Genomic DNA, 21,805 nt, shown 5'->3' on the forward strand with positions numbered 1-21,805 from the left:
ATGATCCCGCCCGCCGACGCGCTGCTATTCCGAACGGCTTTAGCCCGGTTTGCTCCACTGACTGAGGCAGACTGGGCTATGCTGGAGCCTCATTTGCGCGTTGAGGCCATACAAAAACATCAATACTTCGCCGAAACTGGCAAACAGGCTACCACCATTGCTTTTGTCCTGACCGGGTCTTTTCGGCAGTATTACCTTAAAGACGGCGACGAGAGAACGACGTACTTCTACTTCGAAGGGCATCTCATGAGCGCCTACTTCAGTTGCATCAGCCAACAGCCTTCACTGTTGACTATTGAGGCGCTCACGGCGGGTAGCTACGTTGTGTTTCCGTATACCGTCCTGGCTGATTTGTACGAACGAAGCCCCGCCTGGCAGAAGTTTGGGCGGCTGCTGAATGAATACATTGCCATGGGCCTTGAAGACCGTATGGTTGGGCTGCTAACCCAAAGCCCGGAGGAACGCTATCTTGCCTTGCTGGGCAGCAACAAAAAGAAGATTATTGAGCGCATTCCGCAGCATTACATCGCCAACTACCTGGGCATCACACCTGTCAGCCTCAGCCGCATCCGGGCGAGGGTTATGAAATAACGTAGCGCCGGGCCATTCCTTATCTTTTGTTATCGTTTCTGCTTAGGGCAGCAAAAGACCTTTGTTTCGTCATAACAACAAGCTGACAATGAAACAATTGATCGCCCCACTCCTGACCCTGTGCACCGCATCAGGCATCAGTGCACAATCACAGCCGCTTATGGAAACGAACAAAAATGCCCCCCTGCACTTTCGTCACGAGATCGTTATTAATGCCACGCCCGAACAGGTCTGGAGCGTACTGGCCGACATGGAAAAATGGCCCGCCTGGAATACGGACGTGGCCTTTCTGACCCTCAACGGTGGTCTTACACCAGGCACACAGTTTGTCTGGAAAGAGAAAGGAGCCAAACCTATTTCCTACCTCCAGAGCGTGGTTCCAAATCGCCAACTTGGCTGGACGGGCAAAGCGACGGGCTTGTCGGCGGTGCATGTCTTCACGCTTAAACCCCAAAACGGGGGTACGCTGGTGGTGCAGGAAGAGTCGCTGGAAGGTTGGCTAGTAACCGTGCTCAAGCCTATTGTACGAAAAATCGGCAACAGCGGCATGACCCACTGGAACAACGCCCTGAAGCAACGCGTAGAGGGCACACCTACTGCCCTACTGACTCCTGGACGTTGATCGGTTAGAATAGGCTGTTTCGCGCTCACGGTCAGGGCCTTATCTTTCCGGCATGAAACGAGTATGCCTGTTTTTTGGCCTTGTCCTGCTGTTCTGCACTGTGGCGCCTGCGCAACAACGACCGCTGATGGCCCAGCTCACCAGCGAAGCCCGGGCGATTGTTGTCCAACGGGCATCGCCAGGCCGCGACACCACATTGATCTGGGCACTCACTAAACTTACGTTCTACGCCGCTTACTTCAGAGAACCCACGGCCCGCTTTTACCTCGACTCGCTGGACCGGCTCAGTCGGCATACATCCTGGCCAACAGGCCGGGGCCTGTATCAATATGGCCGGGCCACGGTGACGCTGCTCAATGACCGTAACACACCGGCAGCTCTTCAGCACGCTGTTGAGGCGCTGACCCTGCTAGACAAAACGCCGAACCTGAAAGCCAGAGCCTATGCCCACTATCGGGTGTCGAGCCTGCTTTTGAGCGAGGCCGCCCAGCTTGCCGGTGCCCAGAAACAGCACAAACTGGACGGATTGAGCCATGCGCTGACTGTGGTGACTATTGGACATCATCTACAAGATAATTCACTCATCTGCCTGGGGTTAGCTTACGCCGCCAACCACCAGATATCACTTAATGATCCTAAGGCTGCACTTCGTTATTTGTCTGAAGCTGAGGCTATTGTAGAGAAACATTCCGTTGATTACTTCGCTATTAACACCGTCTACGGCACGTTGGCTGGTGTGTACAGTTTTCTGAGCGACCAGCAACATGCCCTACTGTATTCAGACAGGTGTCTGGCCACGGGACTGGCTCAAACCGATTACTATTGCTTGGCGTCGATGTCGCAGTTTAAAGGGCAGATGCTGGGTTTTTTCGGTCCGCACCCCGACCCCAAAGCCGCGTTGGTTCATCTGGAAAGGGCCTACGGCTATGCCCGGCAGTTTAACGAAATGCGCACCCTGGCCCGGATCGAGCTGTTGCTTTATGTAGCCTACAAACGAACTGGTCAAACCGAAAAAGCGCTTGCATTTCTGGAGCGTAACAAAGCGCATGAAGATTCACTTTCTATAGAGCGGGTGCAACAGGTGTATACCGATTTCGATTTCGCCCGGAAAGAAACAGCTCTGAAAACGCTGGAAAACGAATCGCTCCAGACTAGGGCAAGCCGCAATGAATGGATACGCAATCTGCTGATTATGAGCGGACTAATTAGCCTCGGCTTTGGCGTTTACATGGTGCGCACCAACCAGCAGTTAACGGCTAAAAACCGGGCCATAAAAGAAGCCCTGCTCACGGGCCAAACCCTGGAACGCAAACGGGTGGCCACCGAACTCCACGACAACCTCTCGGCCAAGCTGGCGGCCATTCGGTGGCGACTGGAGGCCATCAGCCCGCGCTTCGGGTCGGATCAGGAGCAACGGGCGTTCGAGTCGTCGATTGATGCACTCGACGAAGTATATACCGACGTCCGGCTGATTTCTCAGAACCTGCTCTCGAATGAACTCGAGACGCGGGGATTGGCTCGCACCATCGAGAAACTGGCTCAGGACCTGAATGCCCTGGGCCGAACGCAGTTTCAGCTGGCCGCCGACGACACCATCGAGCCAATAAGCAGCCGACTGGCGTACGAGATGTACGTAATTATCCTGGAACTGTCGAACAACATCCTGAAGCACGCCCAGGCCGATCATGCTCTTATCACGATGAAACGGACGGCAAACACGATGTACCTAACCGTTCAGGACGATGGCGTTGGCCTGCAACCAGAGCAAAATCCCAAAGGCATAGGTATGGTCAGCGTGCCGTCGCGGGTGGCGTCGCTGAATGGGCAGCTTCGGATGAACACCGACGCTGGCCTAACCGTCGAGATTGTGGTGCCCATTTGATTGCCGTTATTGCCTGCTGCTCATTTATTGCCCACCACCATGGCCCGTCCGGGTAGCGTTCGGTAGGTGACCACCTTGCCCACGCGCAGGCCTGCGTCGCGCTGCCAGGCCTGAATTTCGGAAATAGAATAGTTGCCTGCGGTGCTGGTAAGGCCGTAAAACAGGTCGGTCGAACTGCCCACCAGCTCGGGGGCGGCATCGGGTTCTGGTCGGATAAACTCGTTGATGATGTAAATACCGCCTGGTTTCAAGGCACGGGCTACCCGGCGGGCCACATCAGCGTTTTGTTCAGGCGTGAAATGGTGTGCCAGGCTCGACATGAGCACAAAGTCATACTGCGCTTCGCCAAAATCGTCGGTAAGGGCGTTGCCGGGTACGTGCTGCACACGCTCGCCCATGCCCAGGCGGGCCAGCAGCGGGGCGGCTTGCTCAATGGCGGCGGGCAAGTCCAAAATGCGAGAGGTAAGACCCGCATACCGTTTGCACAGCGCCACCGAATGCTGCCCGTGCGACCCGCCGATGTCAAGCATCTGCACGGGCTGACCAGCCTTCATGGCTTTAGAAACAGGCGCACGGCGGCCAAACTCTTTGGCTTCGCTACCGCTGGCGGCTACCATGGCCTGCTGGTAGTAGTTCCACCCTTCGGCGTCGAGATGGTCGTGGTAATGGATACCCTCGCCGGTTTGGAGGTAGTTGCCCAACTTTTCCAGCCACGGCCACACCACCCGGTTGTTAAACAGCATCATGCCATAGACCGACTCCGGCTCGTGCTTCAGCGTCCACTTTCGGGCCATTTTGGTCAGTGTGAACCGACCGGCATTGTATGTAAAATAGCCCAGCGCCGTGAGCAGCCCTAGTAGTTCGCGGGTGGCTTTGGGATTAAGCTGGCAGGCCTGCGCCACGGCCTCGGCGGTTTCGTGGCCGTCGGCGGCGGCATCGAACACACCTTTGTCGGCGGCTTCGAGCACGGCTTTGCTGATGACGGGCATAACCTGGGCGTGCAACAGCGGCACCGGCACCAGATTCGCCCGCAGGGCCACCCACTCTAGTGGATTATCGGCCGAGATGGTTAGTTGCATTTAAGTCCAAAGTTTAAAGTCCAAAGTCTAAAGTTGCTTCGCCTGACGAAGTCGCCCAGAATGGCGAAGCAACTTTAGACTTTGGACTTTAAACTTTGGACTTGTTTTTACGCTTTCAGCCGGTCTCTTAAGTACGTCAGCGACCGTTTGTAGGCATCGGCGGCGGCGGCTTTGTCGTATTTGGGGTTACTGGGGTTGGCGAAACCATGAACGGCGTCGTACATTTTCACCTCGATTTTCTCGCCCGCTTTCTTCATGTTCTCCTCAAACTGCGCCACCACTTTGGGCGAAATGTAACCATCTTGTGAGCCAAACAGGCCCAGCACGTCGGTGTCGAGGGTTTTCAGTTTCTCTACGTCCATTTCAGGGAAGCCGTAGTACATCACGCAGCCTTTGGCCTGCTTGCCCTCTAACAGTGCCGATTGCAGCGACAGTCCACCACCAAAGCACCAGCCTACGCTGGCAATCTCAGCTTTTGGGCCAGCCATAGCAATGGCACCCTTCATGATAGCACCCAAACGGGCTTTATCGGCACCCTGCATCAGCTTCCCGGCTTCGGCGGGATCGGTAGCCACTTTGCCATCGTACATATCAATAGCGATGACGTTGACGTTTTTGAGGTCGTTGTAGAACGTCTCGGCTTCTTTTTTGATATGGTCGTTTAAGCCCCACCATTCCTGGTAGACGAACAGCCATTTGTCGGATGGCTTAGCTGATTTCAGCAGAAACGCATTGGCTTTTTTACCATCGGGTGTACTAAACGTGGTCATTTCACCGGCTTTGCTCACGTAGTGGAACGGCAGCGGACTTTCGTGGAAAGCCAAAAAGCCGGGGGCATCGACAAACTGATCCATCCCTTTCATACCACAAACGGGTATCGACGTGGCAACGGTGGTGTCGGGTTTCGCGGGTGCCAGCAGCGACAGCACAAACGAGATAACGGAGATAAACAAGATTTTCATGGGAACGGGGACATGTATGTTGATACAGGTAACTGAACGAGGAAAGCGCAGCCAAGGTTTGTTTATCGCCTGACGCTACGCCTGTTTCAGCGTAAAAATGGTGATTTCGGGCAAGATGCCGACGCGACCAGGGTAGCCTATGTAGCCGTAGCCCCGGTTGACGTAGAGCGTCTGCTCAAGGCCTTTCTTTGTCGGCTCTTTGTAGAGACCCGCCCACTGCCGGTAGAAATATTTAACCGGACTCCATTTGTAGTCACCAATTTCGACGCCAAACTGCGCTCCGTGGGTATGACCGCTGAAGGTGACGTCAATGTCGGGGTAGTTGGGGCGCACTTCGGCATCCCAGTGCGTAGGGTCGTGCGAGAGCAGGAGCTTGACAGGGTAGTCTTCGGCACCCTGATACGCCTTGGCCAAATTACCCGCCCGCAACGCCGCCGGGCCGAAACCGAGGTTTTGTACCCCGATAATGGCCAGTTTGTCGCCGTTCTGGGTCAGAATATGATTTTCGTCCATAAGCGGGTTCCAGCCCATAAGCTTATGGGCCTTCACCACATTGAGCACGTTCTGGCGCTGGGCGGCCTCGCTGGGCCACTGCACATAGGCCCCGTAGTCGTGGTTGCCGAGGGTGGAAAAGACACCCAGCGGGGCCTTCACCTTATTGAAAATGTCGATGTAGTCGTTCACCTCGTCGGCGCGGCTGTTGACCAGGTCGCCGGTGAAAAAGACCAGGTCGGGCTTCTCGCGCAGGAGCATGTCTACGCCCCCCTTCACGGCAGTTTTGTTGAAGAAGCTGCCCGAATGAATGTCCGACAGTTGGGCAATGGTGAGGCCGTCGAAGCTACGGGGCAGGTTTTTCAGGGGCAGCGTCACCCGCCGAACGCGGTAATCATGTGCCCCGGAGATGATGCCGTAGGAGAATGCCACAAGGGGGATGGTTCCAGCAGCGAGGGCTGTTTTCACCAGAAAATCGGAGCGCGTAATCGTCTCATTACGGGGAGGGACGTTGGCACCCGGCAGTTCGGTGTGCGGAGTTTCGGTAGGGCTAATAGTGCCTCCAACAACCTGCGTCCATATCCAAGAGAAGAAGCGAACAATGTCGCCAATGAACAGGAAAATGATGCTGATGAACTTTGAAAAGTAGACAATGGCTACGGCAAACGTCAGCATCGTACGCGTAATGCGCCCCATTGAGTCGGCGGGGAGGGTCAGGATGAAAAGGTAGGTGACAATGGAGAGAACCGAAAATCCCCAAAAACCCCAGGCCATAGTGCGCTGGGTGGCCTCCGTAGACGACCGGAACAGAAATTTAAGGGCCTGAAAAATGTAGAGATCGATCAGCAGAAAGATGCCAATCATCAAATAACCAAGCAGGGAACGGCTCATTTTGGGGTGTTTTCAGCAGCAGGTCGTAGCCAGGTTAACCCAAAAAAACAGCCCGAAGTTTTCGGGCCTCACGCCAGCATCCCCTTCACCAGTTTACCAGCCACATCGGTTAGCCGGAATCGCCGCCCCTGGTATTCATAGATGAGTTTCTCGTGGTCGATACCCAGCAGGTGCAACAGCGTGGCCTGAAAATCGTGGACGTGGACCGGGTTGTGGGCGATGTTGTAGCCGAACTCATCGGTTTCGCCATACGTGATGCCAGGTTTGATGCCGCCTCCCGCCATCCAGACCGTAAAGCAGCGGGGGTGGTGGTCGCGGCCATAGTTATCTTTGGTCAGCTTGCCCTGCGAATAGTTAGTCCGGCCAAATTCGCCCCCCCAAACTACAACGGTGTCGTCGAGCAGGCCGCGTTGTTTCAGGTCCTGCACCAGCGCCGCCGACGCCTGATCGGTGGCTTTGCATTGCTTGGTCAGCCCCGACGGCAGGTTGCCGTGCTGGTCCCAACCCTGATGATAGAGTTGCACAAATTTCACATCGCGCTCTACCAATCGTCTGGCCATTAAACAGTTAGCAGCAAAGGTGCCGGGTGTGCGGGCATCGGGACCGTAAAGATCGAACACCCAGTCTGGCTCGTCGGACAGGTTGTTGACGTCGGGCACGGAGGTTTGCATGCGGAAGGCCATCTCATACTGCGCAATGCGGTTGCCAATGTCGGGGTCACCCGCCTGCTCGGCCTGCGCCTGGTTCAGTTCATTAAGGGCGTCGAGCATGGCCCGGCGGTCGGTTTTGGTGTAGCCCTCCGGGTTGTTAAGGTACAGCACCGGATCGGCCCCCGCGCGGAACTGAACGCCCTGGTGTTTAGACGGCAGAAATCCGTTGCCCCACAGCCGGGCATAGAGTGGCTGGTCCTGCGGCGCATTGTTCGACACTAACACGATGAACGCAGGCAGGTTTTCATTCTCGGAACCCAGTCCGTAGCTCACCCACGACCCCATACTGGGCCGACCGGCCAGTTGGTTGCCCGTCTGAAAAAACGTCAGCGCCGGGTCATGGTTGATCTGCTCGGTATACATCGATTTCACGAAGCACAGATCGTCTACCACCTGACTGGTGTAAGGTAGCAGTTCGCTCACGTAGGCCCTACTTTGGCCATGTTGCGCAAATTTGTAAGGTGATCCTACCAGTGGCAACGTAGCCTGCGAAGCACTCATACCCGTGAGCCGCTGCCCTTTCCTGACCGAAGCGGGCAAGTCCTGCCCATGCATTTTTTCGAGCATGGGTTTGTAATCGAACAGTTCCAACTGGCTGGGTCCACCACTTTGGCACAGGTAGACAATCCGTTTTGCTTTCGGGATATGGTGGGGCGCACCCAGCACACCGCTCTGTTCTACCGCCTTTTGAGGACTGGAAAACAGCTTATCGGGGTATAGCAATGACCCCAGCGCCAGTGTACCCAGTCCCAACGAAGTTTTCGTCAGGAACGACCGCCGATTCAGCGCGTCCGTAAGTTGTTGGTCGTGGTTCATCGTCGTGTAATAAATGAATCCGAATTCATGATTGTGCTGGCTACAACGGTGGTGGCGGCCAGCGTGGGGGCATCCGTGTGGGTTTGCATGGCATGTGCCCCGGCGTGGAGCCAGCCTTTCATGTTGGCCGGGCTTCGGGCAAACAACGCCCGTTCGTGTTCGTACAGATTGGTTAAAATGGCCAACTCCTTCACCGACGGTTGGTGGGCGGTGAGCAGGCGATAGGCATAGCGAATGCGGTCGTTGAGGGCGGCTTTTTCAGTACATACCCGCTCAGCAATAACGCGGGCAGCCTCCACAAACTGTGGGTCGTTGAGGAGAACCAGCGCCTGCAATGGGGTGCTGGTTTTTTGTCGTTGCACCACGCAATAGCTTCGGGAGGGTGCGTCGAGGGTATTCATAGACGGGGGCGGATTGGTGCGTTTCCAAAAGGTGTACAGGCTGCGGCGGTACAAGCTTTCGCCCGAATCAGGTTCGTACACGGCGTTATTCACCGCCCATAAACCCGTTGGTTGATAGGGCTTTACGCTGGGACCACCCAGCTTTGGCGATAGTAATCCGCTACTGGCCAGGGCATGATCACGTACTATTTCGGCGGGCAGCCGGAACGCCGGACCTCGCGCCAGCCAGGTGTTCTCCGGATCTTTTTTCAGTCCGTCGGGCGTTATCTGCGACGACTGCCGGTAGGTGGCCGAGAGCACGATGAGGCGTTGCATGGCTTTCACGTTCCAGTGCATATCGTGACTGAACTGAACGGCCAGCCAATCCAGCAGTTCGGGGTGCGTGGGCAAGCCACCCTGATTGCCAAAGTTGTTGGCGTTTTTATGCAGTCCAACGCCGAAATACCGTTGCCAATATCGGTTCACGACTACCCGCGCCGTGAGCGGGTGGTCGGGCTGAAAGAGCCATTGGGCCAGGCCAAGACGGTTTTTTGGCAGATTGTTGCCGAAAGGAAAAAGCTGATTCGGCACGTCGGGCTGAACCCGCTGGCCAGGCGCATCATACACGCCGCGCTTGAGAATAAACGACGGACGAGGCTTTTTCAACTCGTCCATGACCATCATTTCGGGAATATCCTCCACCACGCGGTTGCGTTCGGCACGCTGCGTCAATAGTTCCGTCCGCCGTTGCCGATACGGGCCAGAGACCGTGGCTAAGTAGTACGGATACAAGGCGTTAGGGTTGGTAATTGATCCCGAAATAGGTTTCATTTCGCCTGGAAACTGCGCCAGCAGGGCTACTTCGGGGGCGGTCAGTTCGCGGCCGTACACCAGCAGTTCGTCGACGAGGCCATTTTTGAAACCTGTGCCCCGCATGTCGGCTCCAATTTGCAAACCGGGCTGTTTGCCAGTCATACTTTTGCCCACGGGCCAGACAATATCTTTGTAGAGGTTGTCTTTCTCGGTCATCATCGGCATCTCTTTTCCCGCCACGTACAGCTTCAGCCCACTCGCCCGGCTCGACCCGTCGTAAGTCATCAGCAAGTGTACCCAGGTCTGTTTGGGTAGGGATAACTGACTCACTTTCAAGATGTTGTTGTAGGGCCAAGTGTGGGCCATAAGCAGTTCGGCGTGGCCGTCGCGGAGGTTTAGAAAATAGCCCCGAAAATTGTAGAGTATGTCGCCCTGCCCTTTGTGGAAAATCACGCCCTTGTTCAGTTCGTTAGGAATATTGACCCATACCCCCACCGAAAAAGCCTGCGCCCGGTTGAAGATGCCGACCGATCCAAGGTCCAGAATATCGTCGCCGTTGGAACGGAACGCCCGCCCCTGCTTGCCCGGCACCAGCACCGGGTCGACCACGCTGCCTTTGTCTTTCACCGACAGTTCATTGACGAATTTTTTCGCCACCAGTTTATCAAACGTGAAACGGGCCTGCAGGCCATTTTTAGGGTCGAACGTCCACGTGTTTTTCTGCCCCGTCTGCCATTCAGCAAAGGCTGTTTTTTCGGTTTGTGCCGTAGTGGCCAGGTGCTGTTCGGTGGTTTTGATGGTGGCATCCAGATAAGCCAGCAGGCTGTCATGCCGGGCCTCGGTCAGCAGCATGGTTGGCACGGGCATGGCATCGTCCCAAGAGATTTGCCCGGCCTCGTCTACGTTGTTGAAGAAGCTGAACAGGCTGAAATAATCTTTCTGCGAAACGGGATCGAACTTATGGTCGTGGCAGCGGGCGCACTCTACGGTCATGCCCAGAAAAGCCGTGCCGAGGGTGTTGGTCCGGTCGGCCACGTATTCGACCCGAAACTCTTCATTCACGATACCGCCCTCCATGTTCTGCGCGTGCATCCGGTTGAAGGCCGTGGCAATTCGTTGGTCGCGCGTGGGTTTGGGCAGCAGGTCACCCGCCAGTTGCCAGGTGGCAAATTGGTTGAAGGGCATATTTTGGTTGAACGCCTTGATGACCCAGTCGCGGTAGGGCCAAACGGGGCGGTAGCGGTCTACGGTGTAGCCGTGGGTATCGGCAAAGCGGGCTACGTCAAGCCAGTCGATGGCCATCTTTTCGCCGTAATGGGGCGATTTCAGGAGCCGATCCACCACCTTTTCGTAGGCATTGGGCGCTTTGTCGGCCAAAAAAGCGTCGATTTCGGGCACGGTAGGCGGCAGGCCCGTCAGGTCGAGGCTCACTCGTCGCAACAGCGTTTCGCGGTCTGCCTCCGGCAACGGTTTCAGCCCTTTTTCGTCCAGCTTTTGTAGCACAAAATAGTCGATGCCGTTTTTGGGCCAGATAGTGTTGCTGATGTCAGGTAAGGCGCGTTTTTCGGGCTTAATGAGCGCCCAGTGCGGTTTGTATTCGGCCCCCTGCTCAATCCACTTACAGATCACCGCTTTCTCATAATCAGACAGCACCCGATTCGACGATTTGGGCGGCATCATCAGGTCATTATCCTTGGTAATGAGCCGGTTATATACTTCTGAGTCGGCCAGATCGCCGGGAACGATGGCGTGCTTATGGCGGGCTTTTTTCAGGGTGGCGTAGGCACCTTCGGGCGTGGCTAATTCCAGCCCGGCTTTTTGGGCCATTTTGTCGGGGCCGTGGCAGAAAAAGCACTTATCCGACAAGATGGGTTTTACGTGCAGGTTGTAGTCTATTTGCTGAGGTAGCACCGCGTCGAACCGGGCTATCTCGGCGGGTTTATCAACCCCGCACCCTTGCAACCCGATCAGCAACAGTCCCAGCAGCCCACCCATAAACTGGCATAACGTCTGCATAGGCATTGGGTATAATTTTCATAATCCGTTGTCACAGAGAAAGGTAGCCAGGCGCTGCGATTACCCTATCTGGCCATTGATTCTGAACCTGTTGGCCAAATCTCAAGGCACCGGCAGCACGGCAACTCATCCTTGTCACAAACAAAAAAGGCTCTCAACGCGCGTTGAGAGCCTTTTTTGTTTGTGACAAGCCGTTACACCTCAGCGGGTTCTTCCTGCGCAACGGGCTGCATTGTGCTATCGCCCTTGCGGAACCACTTGTCGCGGACGCGCTCGTTGATCCAGTAAAGACACGGTACAATCACCAGCGTCAGCACGGTAGAGAACGTGAGACCGTAGATGATGGTCCAGGCCAGAATATTCCAGAACACCGAACTGTCGCCACCGATAACAATATGCGGGTTGAAGTCGCGGAAGAGGCTGACAAAATCGACCGTGATACCGAAGGCTAGGGGTACCAAACCCAGCACCGCCGCCGCCGCCGTAAGCAATACGGGCGTCAGACGGGTGCCACCAGCTTCGATGATGGCCTCACGCGTGGGTATGCCCCGGCCCCGTAGCTCTTCGATAAACTCGATCAGCAGGATACCGTTTTTCACCACGATCCCCGCCAGGGCAATGATCCCTACGCCCGACATGATGACCGAGAACTGTTTGCCCGTGATCATGAAGCCCAGGAACACCCCAATCAGCGACAGCAAAATGGTGGTGAAAATGATAAAGGGCTTCACCACCGAGTTGAACTGCGTGGCCAGGATGAGGTAGATAATCAGGATGGCAATACCGAACGCCGACACCAGGAAGTTCATTGACTCTTGCTGATCTTCCTGCTCACCACCCATCTTCACGGTGTACCCGTTGGGCACGTCGATATCGCCGACGATCTGTTGAATCTGCGCCACAATCTGGTTGGCGTTGTAGCCCCCCACCACGTCGGAACTGAGCGTGACAAGGCGGCTCTGATTCTTGCGGTTGATCTGGCTAAACGTGGTTGAATACTGGATATCCACCACCGACGTCAGCGGCACCTGCCGTAGTGCACCGCCGCTGTTCATATCGCGGTACACGATATTCTGGCTAAGCAGCCGCTCAATCTGGCTGCGGTTGTCTTTCCGCAAACGGACCATAATGGGGTATTCATCTTTGGCATCGCGGAATTTCGATACCTCGGTACCAAACAGGGCCGTACGAATGCTGAAGGCCACCTGTTGCGAACTAATACCCTCACGCTCAGCTTTTTCCCGGTTGATGTTCAGCACAATTTCGGGTTTGTTGGTCACCAGGTCTGACTTCAGTTTCTCGATACCCTGTACGCCCGCCGCCTGGATACGCTGCCGAATCTGGTTTTCCAGTTTCTGCAACACCACAAAGTCGTCGCCCGCAATTTCCACCGAAATAGGCTTACCAGTGGGCGGCCCGTTGCTTTCGCGCTGCACAGAAATCTCCGTGCCCGGAATACCCTGCATGGCAATACGCACTTTGTTCAACAGCGAATCGGTCGAGATGCCTTCGCGCTCCTCGTTGCCTTTGAACGCAATCGTTACCTTCGATTTCTGCGGCGTGGCATTGCGGTCGGGGTTTTGGGGATCACCGGCGTTCTTTCCTACGTTTGAGATCACCGAGTTTACGGTGTGTTCAGCTTTGTTATCGGCCAAGACTTTATACACCCGCTTCTCAATCACCTTCGTCACCGAGTCGGTTACGGTGGCGTCGGTACCCTGGGGCATCTCATTATAGACGTAGATATAATCAGGTTCGCCGCTGGGGAAGAAAATCACTTTGGGTGGGAACACTCCTAACAGGAAAAACGTCATCACGAGCAAACCAAACGCCGCCGCCACGGTCCAAACGGGCCGGTAGCCCGTGAGCAGGAACGAAATCAGCTTCCGGTAGCCATTTTTCAGCCGGGGTAACAGCCGCTCCTGGAAGGGTACAATCAGGCGGGGCGTGAGCACGTAGTGGTTAAAGACGTAGAGCAGGATAGCCAGTATAAACAGGTTACCGATGCCCCGGTCAATGAGATAACCAATCACGGCCAGTACCCCCAAAATAATCAGCGGACGTTTAATTTCGGCAAAGCCCTGTTTGTCTTCGTGGTTATCGTCGTCATGACGGTTCATGAATGATACCGCAAAAACGGGGTTGATCACGTAGGCCACAAACAGCGACGCGAAAAGGGTCAGAATAAGCGTCAGGGGCAGGAATTTCATGAATTCGCCCACAATACCCGGCCAGAACAACAGCGGGAAAAACGGCGCGATGGTGGTCAGCGTACCCGAAAATACGGGGATGAACACCTCGCCCGCCGCCGCTTTCACGGCCTGCTGAATAGTCCAGTCTTTATTCTGATTGAAGAGTCGGTGCGTGTTTTCGATCACCACAATGGCGTCATCGACCACCAACCCCAGCCCTAGTAAAAAGGCAAACAGCACGATGGTATTGAGTGTGAACGCCGTGCCCACCACCGGCCCCAGCACGGGCATGAGCACAAAGGCCACCAGCGCCGACAGTGGCACCGACAAACCCACGAAGATGGCATCGCGCACACCCATGAAAAACATCAGCACGAGCACCACAAAGATGAAGCCCAGCACCACGGTGTTTACCAGGTCATTGACGTTCTCTTTGGTCCGCTCGCTCTGGTCGGCCGTGATTTTGATGTCGAGGCCCTGCGGGAAGCGGTCGGCTTTGTACTCGTCAATGGTTTTCTCGATCCGCTCTGATGCCGACAGCAGGTTAGCCCCGGCGCGTTTGATCACGTTGAGCGTTACGACGGTCTTATTATCGAGCCGGGCAAAATCCTGCTGCTCTTCAAAGCTATCCTGCACGTCGGCCACGTCGCCGAGACGCACGGTGGCCCCGGTTGCCGAGCGAATTTGCAGGTTGCGGATCTGATCTACACCCGTAAACTCACCCTTCACACGCAGGGTACGGCGCACGCCGTCAACGTCTAGATCACCACCCGACACGTTGATGTTTTCGCCCTGCACGGCACTCTGAATGTCGAAAAACGTCAGGCCTGTGCTCTGCATCCGGGACAAGTCTACGTTGATCTGAATTTCGCGTTTTAGGGCACCCACAATATCCACGCGGCTGATTTCAGGCATGGCCTCAATGGCGTCCTGCATGTCTTCGGCGTACTCTTTCAACTGGTTGAGCGAAAAGTTGCCCGCCAGGTTGATGTTCATGATCGGAAACTCCGAAAAGTTCACGTCCTGCGCCGTGGGACCACTATCGAGCTTTTGTGGCAGGTCACGGCGGGCCTTATCGATAGCGTCACGTACGCGTTGCAGCGCCTCGGCCACGTTCACGTCGGGGTTGAATTCGACGGTTATGAGCGAGAAATCCTGCAACGAATTCGACTTCAGCCGTTTCACGCCCGTAATCGACTTCAGTTGTTTCTCGATGGGTTTATTCACCGTGTTTTCAATATCGGCGGGGGCCGTACCGAAATACACCGTTTGGATAATCACCGTCGGGACCTTGATGTCCGGAAACTGCTCCTTGGGCAGGTTGTTATAGACAAACAACCCACCGAGGGTAATCAGGAACGTAAAGATGTAAATCGCCGTCCTGTTCTCAACGCACCAGTTGGTGAAGCCGAGGGTTTTGTAGTCTGTGAATTTCATAAAAGAGACATTGGACGTTGGACGCTAGACTCTGGACAAAAGATGATGCAGCGTGCAGATCCAATGTCCAGCGTCCAGCGTCCAGCGTCTTTAAAAAGAAATCGTTTGTCCGTCTGTCACTTCCTGGTAGCCTTGCGTGATGAGCTGGTCACCGGCGCTGAGGCCCTGCGTAATCTCGATTTGGCCGCCGTAGCTCTGGCCCGTCGTCACTTTCTTCGCCTTCGCCACTTTCTTGTTGCCTTCGGCTACGGCCACATACACCAGCTGGCCGTTTTCCGTATTCTGAATCAAGTTCTGGTTGATTACCAGTGCGTTTGGCTTCGAGGCGTCGTTGATCTTAACCTGTGCCAGCATGTTCGGTTTCAGGGCATTATCAGACGGTAGCGAGGCCTCGATGGTAAACGTCCGGCTCAGCGGGTCAACCGACGTAGAGACAAACGTGATGGTGCCGTTGATCTGCTTCTTGATGTCGGGGAACGTGATCTGGATCGGGTCACCTTTGCGCACCGTACCCGAATACGTATCGGCTACTTTGGCGACTACCTTCAGCCGCGACAGGTTCACGATTCGCACAATGCCCATGCCTGGTGCGGCAGGTTGCCCTACTTTGCCCACTACCTGATCAACCACACCCGAGATAGGTGCCGTTACCACCGACTGACCCAACTGGGCTTTAATCGTAGCAATGCGCCGCTCCAGCGACTCCTTGTTACTCTTGGCTTGCAGGTACTGCAATTCGGTACCAATCTGCTGCTTCCAGAGGTTGGCCTGTTTCTCATAGACGGTGTTGGCCAGTGATAACTGCGTCTGTACCTCGGCCAGCGACTCACGAACGATCTGGTCATCCAGTTTAGCAATGGCCTGACCAGCCCGCACGGGTGTGCCCTCTACCACATACATGGCCGTAATTACGCCACCCGCACCCTTTGGCGACACCTGCACGTTGTTTTTGGCGTCCACGGTACCCTGCAAATCCACAAAGTGCCGGAACGTGCCCGCCACCACCGGTGCCACCGCCACGGCTTTCACTTTGGCTTCTTCACGCTTGACGGGGTCGAGCTTGGCCAGTTCCGTTTCCAGGCTTTTTACCTTGGTATTCAAATCGGCCTGTTCGCCTTTCAGCTTGGCCAGTTCTTCTTTCTTCGTTTGCAGGTCCGACTTTTTCGGCCCGCAGGCTGCCAGCAACGTAACCAGCAGGGTAGTGATGATATATGTGCGCTTCATGATTTACGATTTACGATGTACGAATTACGATTTATCGCTTACGCCTCAGTTCGCTTGTACGCGGGTTAACGCGAGAGCAACCAATCGTAAGTCGTAATTCGTAAATCAGTTCATTGTCCTACATACAGCCGTCCCAGTGCTTTGTCCTGATCCACTTTGGCGATGAGGAAGTCGTAAAGGGAGGCGAAATAATTGGTTTGGGCTTCGCGGAGGGAGGTTTCGGCGTTGAGTACTTCAATGTTCGAGCCAACACCCTCCTTGTATTTGATCCGGGTTACGCGCACGATTTCGGCGGCCAGGTCGCGGTTGCGCTGCTGGGTTTGGAGCGTCTGAAACCCGTTGTTAAGCGTGATGCTCGACTGCCGGATCTGTAGGTCGATAGAATTCTTCAGCAACTCGCCGCTGTTCTGTGCCTTTTGGAGCGTAATGCGCTGTTGTTGCGATTTGTAGCGCTTGGCGAATCCATCGAAAATCGGAATTGACACCTGCAAACCCACTGCCGACGAGTTGAACCACTTTGTCGAAAGCATATCCACAAAGTTGTTCCGCCCATTGTTATAGCCATAATTGGCAAACAGGGCTACCCGTGGAAAGTACGCTGCCTGAGTACCCTCAATGTCGAATCTGGCCAGTTCAATCTGCGATTGGAGTGTGGTAAACTCAATCCGGCTGCTGTATTGGAATGTTGGGTCGGGGGCGATTAACGCTTGCAACTCATCGAGGTTTCGTTCCTGCAACTTCTCTGTCAACGTAATCTCTTCATTGACGCTCAGTCCCATCTGGAATTTGAGGAGAGCGTAGCTCAACTGAATTAGATTTTCTACATTTTGTCGGTCAGCCCGGAGGTTATTAGCCTGTACCTCAAGCCGTTGTACGTCCAGCTTTTCCACAAACCCCTGTTTGTTCAAGGCCCGTGTGTCACGAAGCAATGTATCGAGCCGACTAATGTTGAGGTCCAGTAGTTTAGCCCGCTCCTGAGCTACTAATACGCCGTAATAGGCTTTTGCTACCTGCTCTGCAACTGTAATACGCGAGGCAGTAACGTTCCGCTGCGATAACTCCCGCAGGGTGGCCGCCGCCCGAAGCCCCACTTTGTACGCAGCATCATACAGCAACTGGTTAAACGTCGCCGAAGCGTTACCAACAAAGTTTGTGCTGAGCCGGACTGTCGTTACGGCATCAGCCCCCCCCGATGCTGTTGATGAAGCTGGTGGGCCAAACCCTCCTGCCGGAATGACAATCTGTTGAATGATGGGATTAAACTGGAACTGACCACCTACGCTTAGTTGCGGACGGGCACTGGATTTGATCTCCTGGATGCGGGCCTCAGAACTAACAGCATCAAGCTGACTATTACGAACGGCTACGTTCTGTTTGACCGCAAAGTTAATGGCTTCTTGCAGAGTAAAGTTTTGACCACTAGGAGGTTGGTCATTTTTCGTTAGCCCCGTTTGTGCAGGTGCCAGCCCTGAGTTGATGGCAGGAACAGCTGTTGAGCCTTGTTGAATGTTAACCGGCTGTTGGGTAGCCGTGCTTGGCTGGATATTGGTTGGGTTAGTTTGTGGAGCTACGGCACCCGCTGCCGCAGGCTGCTGCAAGCCAGGTTGCTGCCCACTCGGTGATACCGCAGCCCCACTACTAGGCACTCCGGTCGTGGCAGACTGCCCCGTAGCCGGTGTGCCAGTCGTTGTCGTTGGTATCTGCGCCGTGGCCACACCCAGCGTTGTGAGGCTAAGCCAACCCGCCGCTATCCACAAGACTAAGGCTCGACGTCGATTTGTATTACTTGTTTTCATATGCGCTTAAGTTGTATTCCTTGTTTTTAAGTGTGTTATAAACAGTGAAACCTTGTTCACTTAGAATACCCCGGATGAAATGATGCAACAGGTGATCCTGCGTAGCCATTACATCTTTGGTGTTAGGGAAGATGCGATCATCGAAACCAATCTGAATCAGTTCAATACGAAGCCGGGCCATGGTTTCCAAGTCAATATCGGGTCGGTAAAGGCCTTCGTCTACGCCCCGTTGCAGGTTGGCTTTAATGTCGTTTATTATGCGGCCTTCCTTGTATTGCAGGAATACATCCCAGGCTTTCGGGTAATACCGTTGCACATCCACCAGTAGGCTGGGGTTTATCATATCGGCGTTACGCTTCATCATATCCGATACCAGCATCATCTCTTCTACTGGATTCATAGAGCCATCGAGCAGCCGATCACATTCTGTCATTTCATGCTCGATGTGAAAACTAACTACCTGATAAACAATGTCTTCCTTATCAGTAAAATACTGATATATCGTCTTCTTAGAAATGGCTAGCCGCCGGGCAATGTCGTCCATGGTGATGGTACGAACGCCATATTTCCAGAAAAGACGTTCGGCCTCGGCCAGAATTTTCTCCTTCATCTCATACGTATCTACACGCTATGCTGAAGACGAAACTTTGGAAACTGGTAGAAAGTTTGAAGTTTCCGGCGTTTATAAAAAGTTCTTTAACCCCGGCTACTTGTTCTTCGAATTGTCCTAATCGGGCTGCTTGCGACGCAATGCGAAGGTTGGTTTTCGGAGAGATTATAAACACCCAAACATAGGCTTTGACATGCCTCATTTGCCATCTTTTTCGGATGGACGGGTCATCTGATACGATGAAGTAGGGTACAAGCCAGACAAGCAATGGAGATCTTTCTTCCTGATTTATAGTGCTTACTTAACCAATAGTCAGTTCATACAAAACGAACCACACTCGCCTGAGGGTGGCTCGTTTTGTATAAGCGATTGTCAATCAGCGTCATTATAGATAAACTGTTCGCTCACTATCTTGCCGTCAATTACTTCAAACACGCAAACCTGTTCTTTATTCCGCCTTGGTTGCCCTTTCAGCGTAATATCCATGCTTTGCGTACAGGCAAAGAACCGGCCGGCTACAATTGGTACACCCGACTGCCCACCGTGCATCTCGGCTACTTGCTGGTAATACTGTTGTTCCTTCTGCCTCATGGCAGGCAAACCAACCACCCGAATGGGTAAGTCTGACTCATTCTCAGACTCGATGCTCACGGCCGTGGAAGCATACAGTTCATCCTGGATCTGTTCAATCTGGCCCCGCTGGGCTAGTTCATAATACCGGTTGGCTACTTCCTGGGTTGTCATAACTTTCGTTGATTTGTGAGCCACAAAGCTCTACCCAACCACTGACAACCCTATGTCAGCACGGTTTGGACGTTACTTAAGAAACATGGTTCTTGTTAGTTGCATCTGCCTCTACCTGCTCTCGAACATAGCCATTGGGGCGTGGGCAGCGCGGCGCGTGACTACTTCGCAGGACTTCGTTTTGGCCGGGAGAGGGCTATCGCTGGCGCTGGCCACGTCGGTCACGTTTGCTACCTGGTTTGGGTCGGAGAGCATCATGGGTGCGCCGGCCAAGTTTGTGGAAGGGGGTGTGTTAAGCGTCATAGAAGAGCCGTTTGGGTCGGCGCTCTGTCTGTTTTTGGTCGGCGCGTTTTTTGCCAAACCACTCTATAATGAAGGAATTACCACATTTCCCGACTATTTCCGCATTCGGTTTGGGCGATCGGCAGAGTTGCTCAGCGCCGTCATAATGATTCCGTCTTACTTCAGCTGGATCGCTGCGCAGTACATCGCCATTGGCATTGTGCTGAATGTGGTTATTGGCATTCCTATGGCCTGGGGCATTGTTGCAAGCGCCACCATCGTCATGATTTACACGCTGCTGGGCGGCATGTGGTCGATCTCCATCACCGATTTTCTGCACAACCTCATCATCATCCTGGCGTTGGTGGTGCTGGCTGTGGTGCTGTGGCCGCAAGTGGGGGGTGTTACGGGGGTGGTAGCGCGGGTGCCTGATGGTTTCTTCCGGTTCATACCCGGCCGGTCCGCCGGTGCGACAGATTCGACAACTACCTCCGTCAATGGTTGGGCCACCTACATTGCCGCCTGGATAACTATCGGGCTGGGTAGCATTCCGCAGCAAGATATTTTCCAGCGGGTGATGTCGGCCAAGTCGGCGTCGGTGGCGGTGCGGGCGTCGTATCTGGCCTCAGGGCTTTACCTGACGGTGGCGACCCTGCCCCTATTTATTGCCCTGTCGGCCAGGCTATTACACCCCGACTTAGCTGGCGGTGCCGAGCAAACCCGTCAACTGATTATTCCGAATATGGTGATGCGCCACGGCAGTTTGCCGCTACAAATTCTGTTTTTCGGAGCACTCACCTCGGCCATCCTGAGCGTGTCGAGCGGGGCAATTTTGGCCCCGGCCACAGTATTCGGCGAAAATATTCTGAAGTTTTCCCGGCCTAACATTACTGACAGTCAGTTGCTTAAAGCCATTCGATGGGCTATTGTGGTGATCTCGGTCCTGTGTGTAGCCATGACCCTGGGGCGCAGCACGAGCATATTTGATCTCGTGGGCGAATCGTCGGCGTTCAGCCTGGTATCGTTATTTGTGCCCCTCACGGCGGGCATCTACTGGAAACGGGCCAACCTGCGCGGGTGCCTTTGGGCTATTGTGGTGGGCTTCGGCACGTGGGTGCTCTGTCTCTGGCTCAAAACCAGTTTCCCGCCCATGCTCTGGGGCCTGATTGCCAGCGCCATATCAATGGTAGTGGGGAGTTTGTGGAAGGGTAGGGTTTAAATGCGTTGTTCCCGCCCGGGGTTGTTCAAAAACTGAACAACCCCGGGCGGGAACAACGCATAACTTAATTGGATGTCGACTGTGGCTCTTCAGTCAGTGTGATGCTCATTAGGCCAATCGCTTCCGGCCAAAGGCAAAAAACAAGCTCGCTGTCAACACTGCAATGCCCACGCCCAGCAGCACTTTGTCAGATGATACAGCCGACGGTGCCAGTTCCTGTTTGTCAACAGGTTGCGGTTCGTACATACCCCCGGTCACGTCCAGGATTAACCGGACGGTCTCTGTCGGCAGGTCGAGTTGAGGCACGTGACCACAATTCGAAAACCAGTGCAGGTGCGCATCAGGGAATAAAGACATGGCCAACTTCGACTGGCTGGGCAGGCAGATCCGATCCTGACGACCCCAGCCAATCACCAGCGGATGCCGGAGCGATCCGGCCGGGGCACCAGCCTGTTTAGGACCATGCGCCAGGCTGTCGAGCAGTTTCGTGAAGCTGGGCGTGGGCCGAAATTCCCGAAACTCGTTGAGGGCCACCGGGGCCGGAATGGTCCAGGGGTGGGCCGAAAACTGCGCAAACAGCAGTGTTCGGCTGATCGGGTTGCCTACCAGCACGGGCAGCAATGGCTGAATACGCTCAGACAACTGAGCCGACAGCCGGACCGAGTGATAGAAGTACGGCACCTCCCAGCCCTGCCAGAACCCACCAGGATCTAGGGACACCACCGTACCTACCACGCCACCCCGCCGTGCCAGTTCCAGTACCAGCCGGGCACCCATCGAATTGCCTACAACGTCGATACCCAGCAAATTCTGTTCGGTCAGGAAATCGGTTACCGCGTCGGCGAGGGTACGAATGGAGACTTCCCCAACCAGGGCCGTTGATTGGCCGAAACCTGGTAAATCAACGGCAATCACGTCGCGCTCAGCCGTCAGGCCATCCATCACAAGGTCCCACGTCCGCAGCGAACTGCCGATGCCGTGAAGCAACAAAAGGGGCTTGCCGGTACCACGCCGGGTGTAGTTCATTATCATGCTGTTTTGCTGGTT

At 54.7% G+C, this 21,805-nt stretch carries 15 protein-coding genes; 4 read left to right on the forward strand and 11 right to left on the reverse strand.

Features of this window, described 5'->3' with window-relative positions; translation table 11 throughout:
- The 3 genes from J2I48_RS07765 (at position 1) to J2I48_RS07775 (ending at position 3,095) form a co-directional block, all read left to right on the forward strand.
- A complete protein-coding gene (locus J2I48_RS07765; protein ID WP_207334853.1) occupies positions 1-591 on the forward strand; it encodes a Crp/Fnr family transcriptional regulator in 591 nt (196 codons plus the stop codon).
- 88 nt (positions 592-679) lie between these two features.
- Positions 680-1,213, forward strand: a complete 534-nt coding sequence (locus J2I48_RS07770; RefSeq protein ID WP_207334854.1) for an SRPBCC domain-containing protein — start codon at positions 680-682, stop codon at positions 1,211-1,213.
- Between the two features lie 52 nt (positions 1,214-1,265).
- Positions 1,266-3,095 (forward strand): sensor histidine kinase, encoded by a 1,830-nt coding sequence (locus J2I48_RS07775; RefSeq protein WP_207334855.1) that lies wholly within the window; start codon positions 1,266-1,268, stop codon positions 3,093-3,095.
- A 20-nt stretch (positions 3,096-3,115) separates the two neighbouring features.
- Here J2I48_RS07775 and J2I48_RS07780 read toward each other — a convergent pair whose 3' ends face one another.
- The 10 genes from J2I48_RS07780 to J2I48_RS07825 all read right to left on the reverse strand — a co-directional run bounded on the left by J2I48_RS07780 (position 3,116) and on the right by J2I48_RS07825 (position 19,257).
- Positions 3,116-4,174, reverse strand: coding sequence for a class I SAM-dependent methyltransferase (locus J2I48_RS07780; protein WP_207334856.1), 1,059 nt, complete (start codon positions 4,172-4,174; stop codon positions 3,116-3,118).
- A 107-nt stretch (positions 4,175-4,281) separates the two neighbouring features.
- On the reverse strand, positions 4,282-5,136 hold the full coding sequence (locus J2I48_RS07785) for a dienelactone hydrolase family protein (RefSeq protein ID WP_207334857.1): 855 nt from the start codon (positions 5,134-5,136) through the stop codon (positions 4,282-4,284).
- Between the two features lie 75 nt (positions 5,137-5,211).
- Positions 5,212-6,519 carry a metallophosphoesterase gene (locus J2I48_RS07790; protein WP_207334858.1) on the reverse strand — a complete coding sequence of 436 codons (1,308 nt, stop codon included), beginning with the start codon at positions 6,517-6,519 and terminating at the stop codon, positions 5,212-5,214.
- A 68-nt stretch (positions 6,520-6,587) separates the two neighbouring features.
- Positions 6,588-8,045, reverse strand: coding sequence for a DUF1501 domain-containing protein (locus tag J2I48_RS07795; RefSeq protein ID WP_207334859.1), 1,458 nt, complete (start codon positions 8,043-8,045; stop codon positions 6,588-6,590).
- Positions 8,042-11,254 (reverse strand): DUF1553 domain-containing protein, encoded by a 3,213-nt coding sequence (locus tag J2I48_RS07800; RefSeq protein ID WP_229375950.1) that lies wholly within the window; start codon positions 11,252-11,254, stop codon positions 8,042-8,044. The genes J2I48_RS07795 and J2I48_RS07800 overlap by 4 nt, the downstream gene beginning before the upstream one ends.
- A gap of 194 nt (positions 11,255-11,448) precedes the next feature.
- Entirely contained in the window at positions 11,449-14,883 is a 3,435-nt protein-coding gene (locus tag J2I48_RS07805; protein ID WP_207334861.1) for an efflux RND transporter permease subunit, read from the reverse strand.
- A 90-nt stretch (positions 14,884-14,973) separates the two neighbouring features.
- The gene (locus tag J2I48_RS07810; RefSeq protein WP_207334862.1) at positions 14,974-16,107 is read right to left on the reverse strand and encodes an efflux RND transporter periplasmic adaptor subunit; all 1,134 of its coding nucleotides are present in this window, start codon (positions 16,105-16,107) and stop codon (positions 14,974-14,976) included.
- Between the two features lie 110 nt (positions 16,108-16,217).
- Positions 16,218-17,903 carry a TolC family protein gene (locus tag J2I48_RS07815; RefSeq protein WP_207334863.1) on the reverse strand — a complete coding sequence of 562 codons (1,686 nt, stop codon included), beginning with the start codon at positions 17,901-17,903 and terminating at the stop codon, positions 16,218-16,220.
- Positions 17,890-18,513, reverse strand: coding sequence for a TetR/AcrR family transcriptional regulator (locus J2I48_RS07820; protein ID WP_207334864.1), 624 nt, complete (start codon positions 18,511-18,513; stop codon positions 17,890-17,892). The genes J2I48_RS07815 and J2I48_RS07820 overlap by 14 nt, the downstream gene beginning before the upstream one ends.
- A 372-nt stretch (positions 18,514-18,885) precedes the next feature.
- Entirely contained in the window at positions 18,886-19,257 is a 372-nt protein-coding gene (locus tag J2I48_RS07825; protein ID WP_207334865.1) for a SnoaL-like domain-containing protein, read from the reverse strand.
- 85 nt (positions 19,258-19,342) lie between these two features.
- On the opposite strand from J2I48_RS07825, the gene J2I48_RS07830 reads away from it, so the two are divergent.
- A complete protein-coding gene (locus J2I48_RS07830) occupies positions 19,343-20,758 on the forward strand; it encodes a high affinity choline transporter 1 (RefSeq protein ID WP_207334866.1) in 1,416 nt (471 codons plus the stop codon).
- Positions 20,759-20,866: 108 nt separating this feature from the next.
- Here the strand turns inward: J2I48_RS07830 and J2I48_RS07835 are convergent, their stop codons facing one another.
- A complete protein-coding gene (locus J2I48_RS07835) occupies positions 20,867-21,790 on the reverse strand; it encodes an alpha/beta fold hydrolase (RefSeq protein WP_207334867.1) in 924 nt (307 codons plus the stop codon).
- Between the last annotated feature and the right edge of the window lie 15 nt (positions 21,791-21,805).

This window comes from Fibrella aquatilis (assembly GCF_017353255.1).
In the GTDB taxonomy this organism is placed as follows: Bacteria; Bacteroidota; Bacteroidia; order Cytophagales; family Spirosomataceae; genus Fibrella; species Fibrella aquatilis.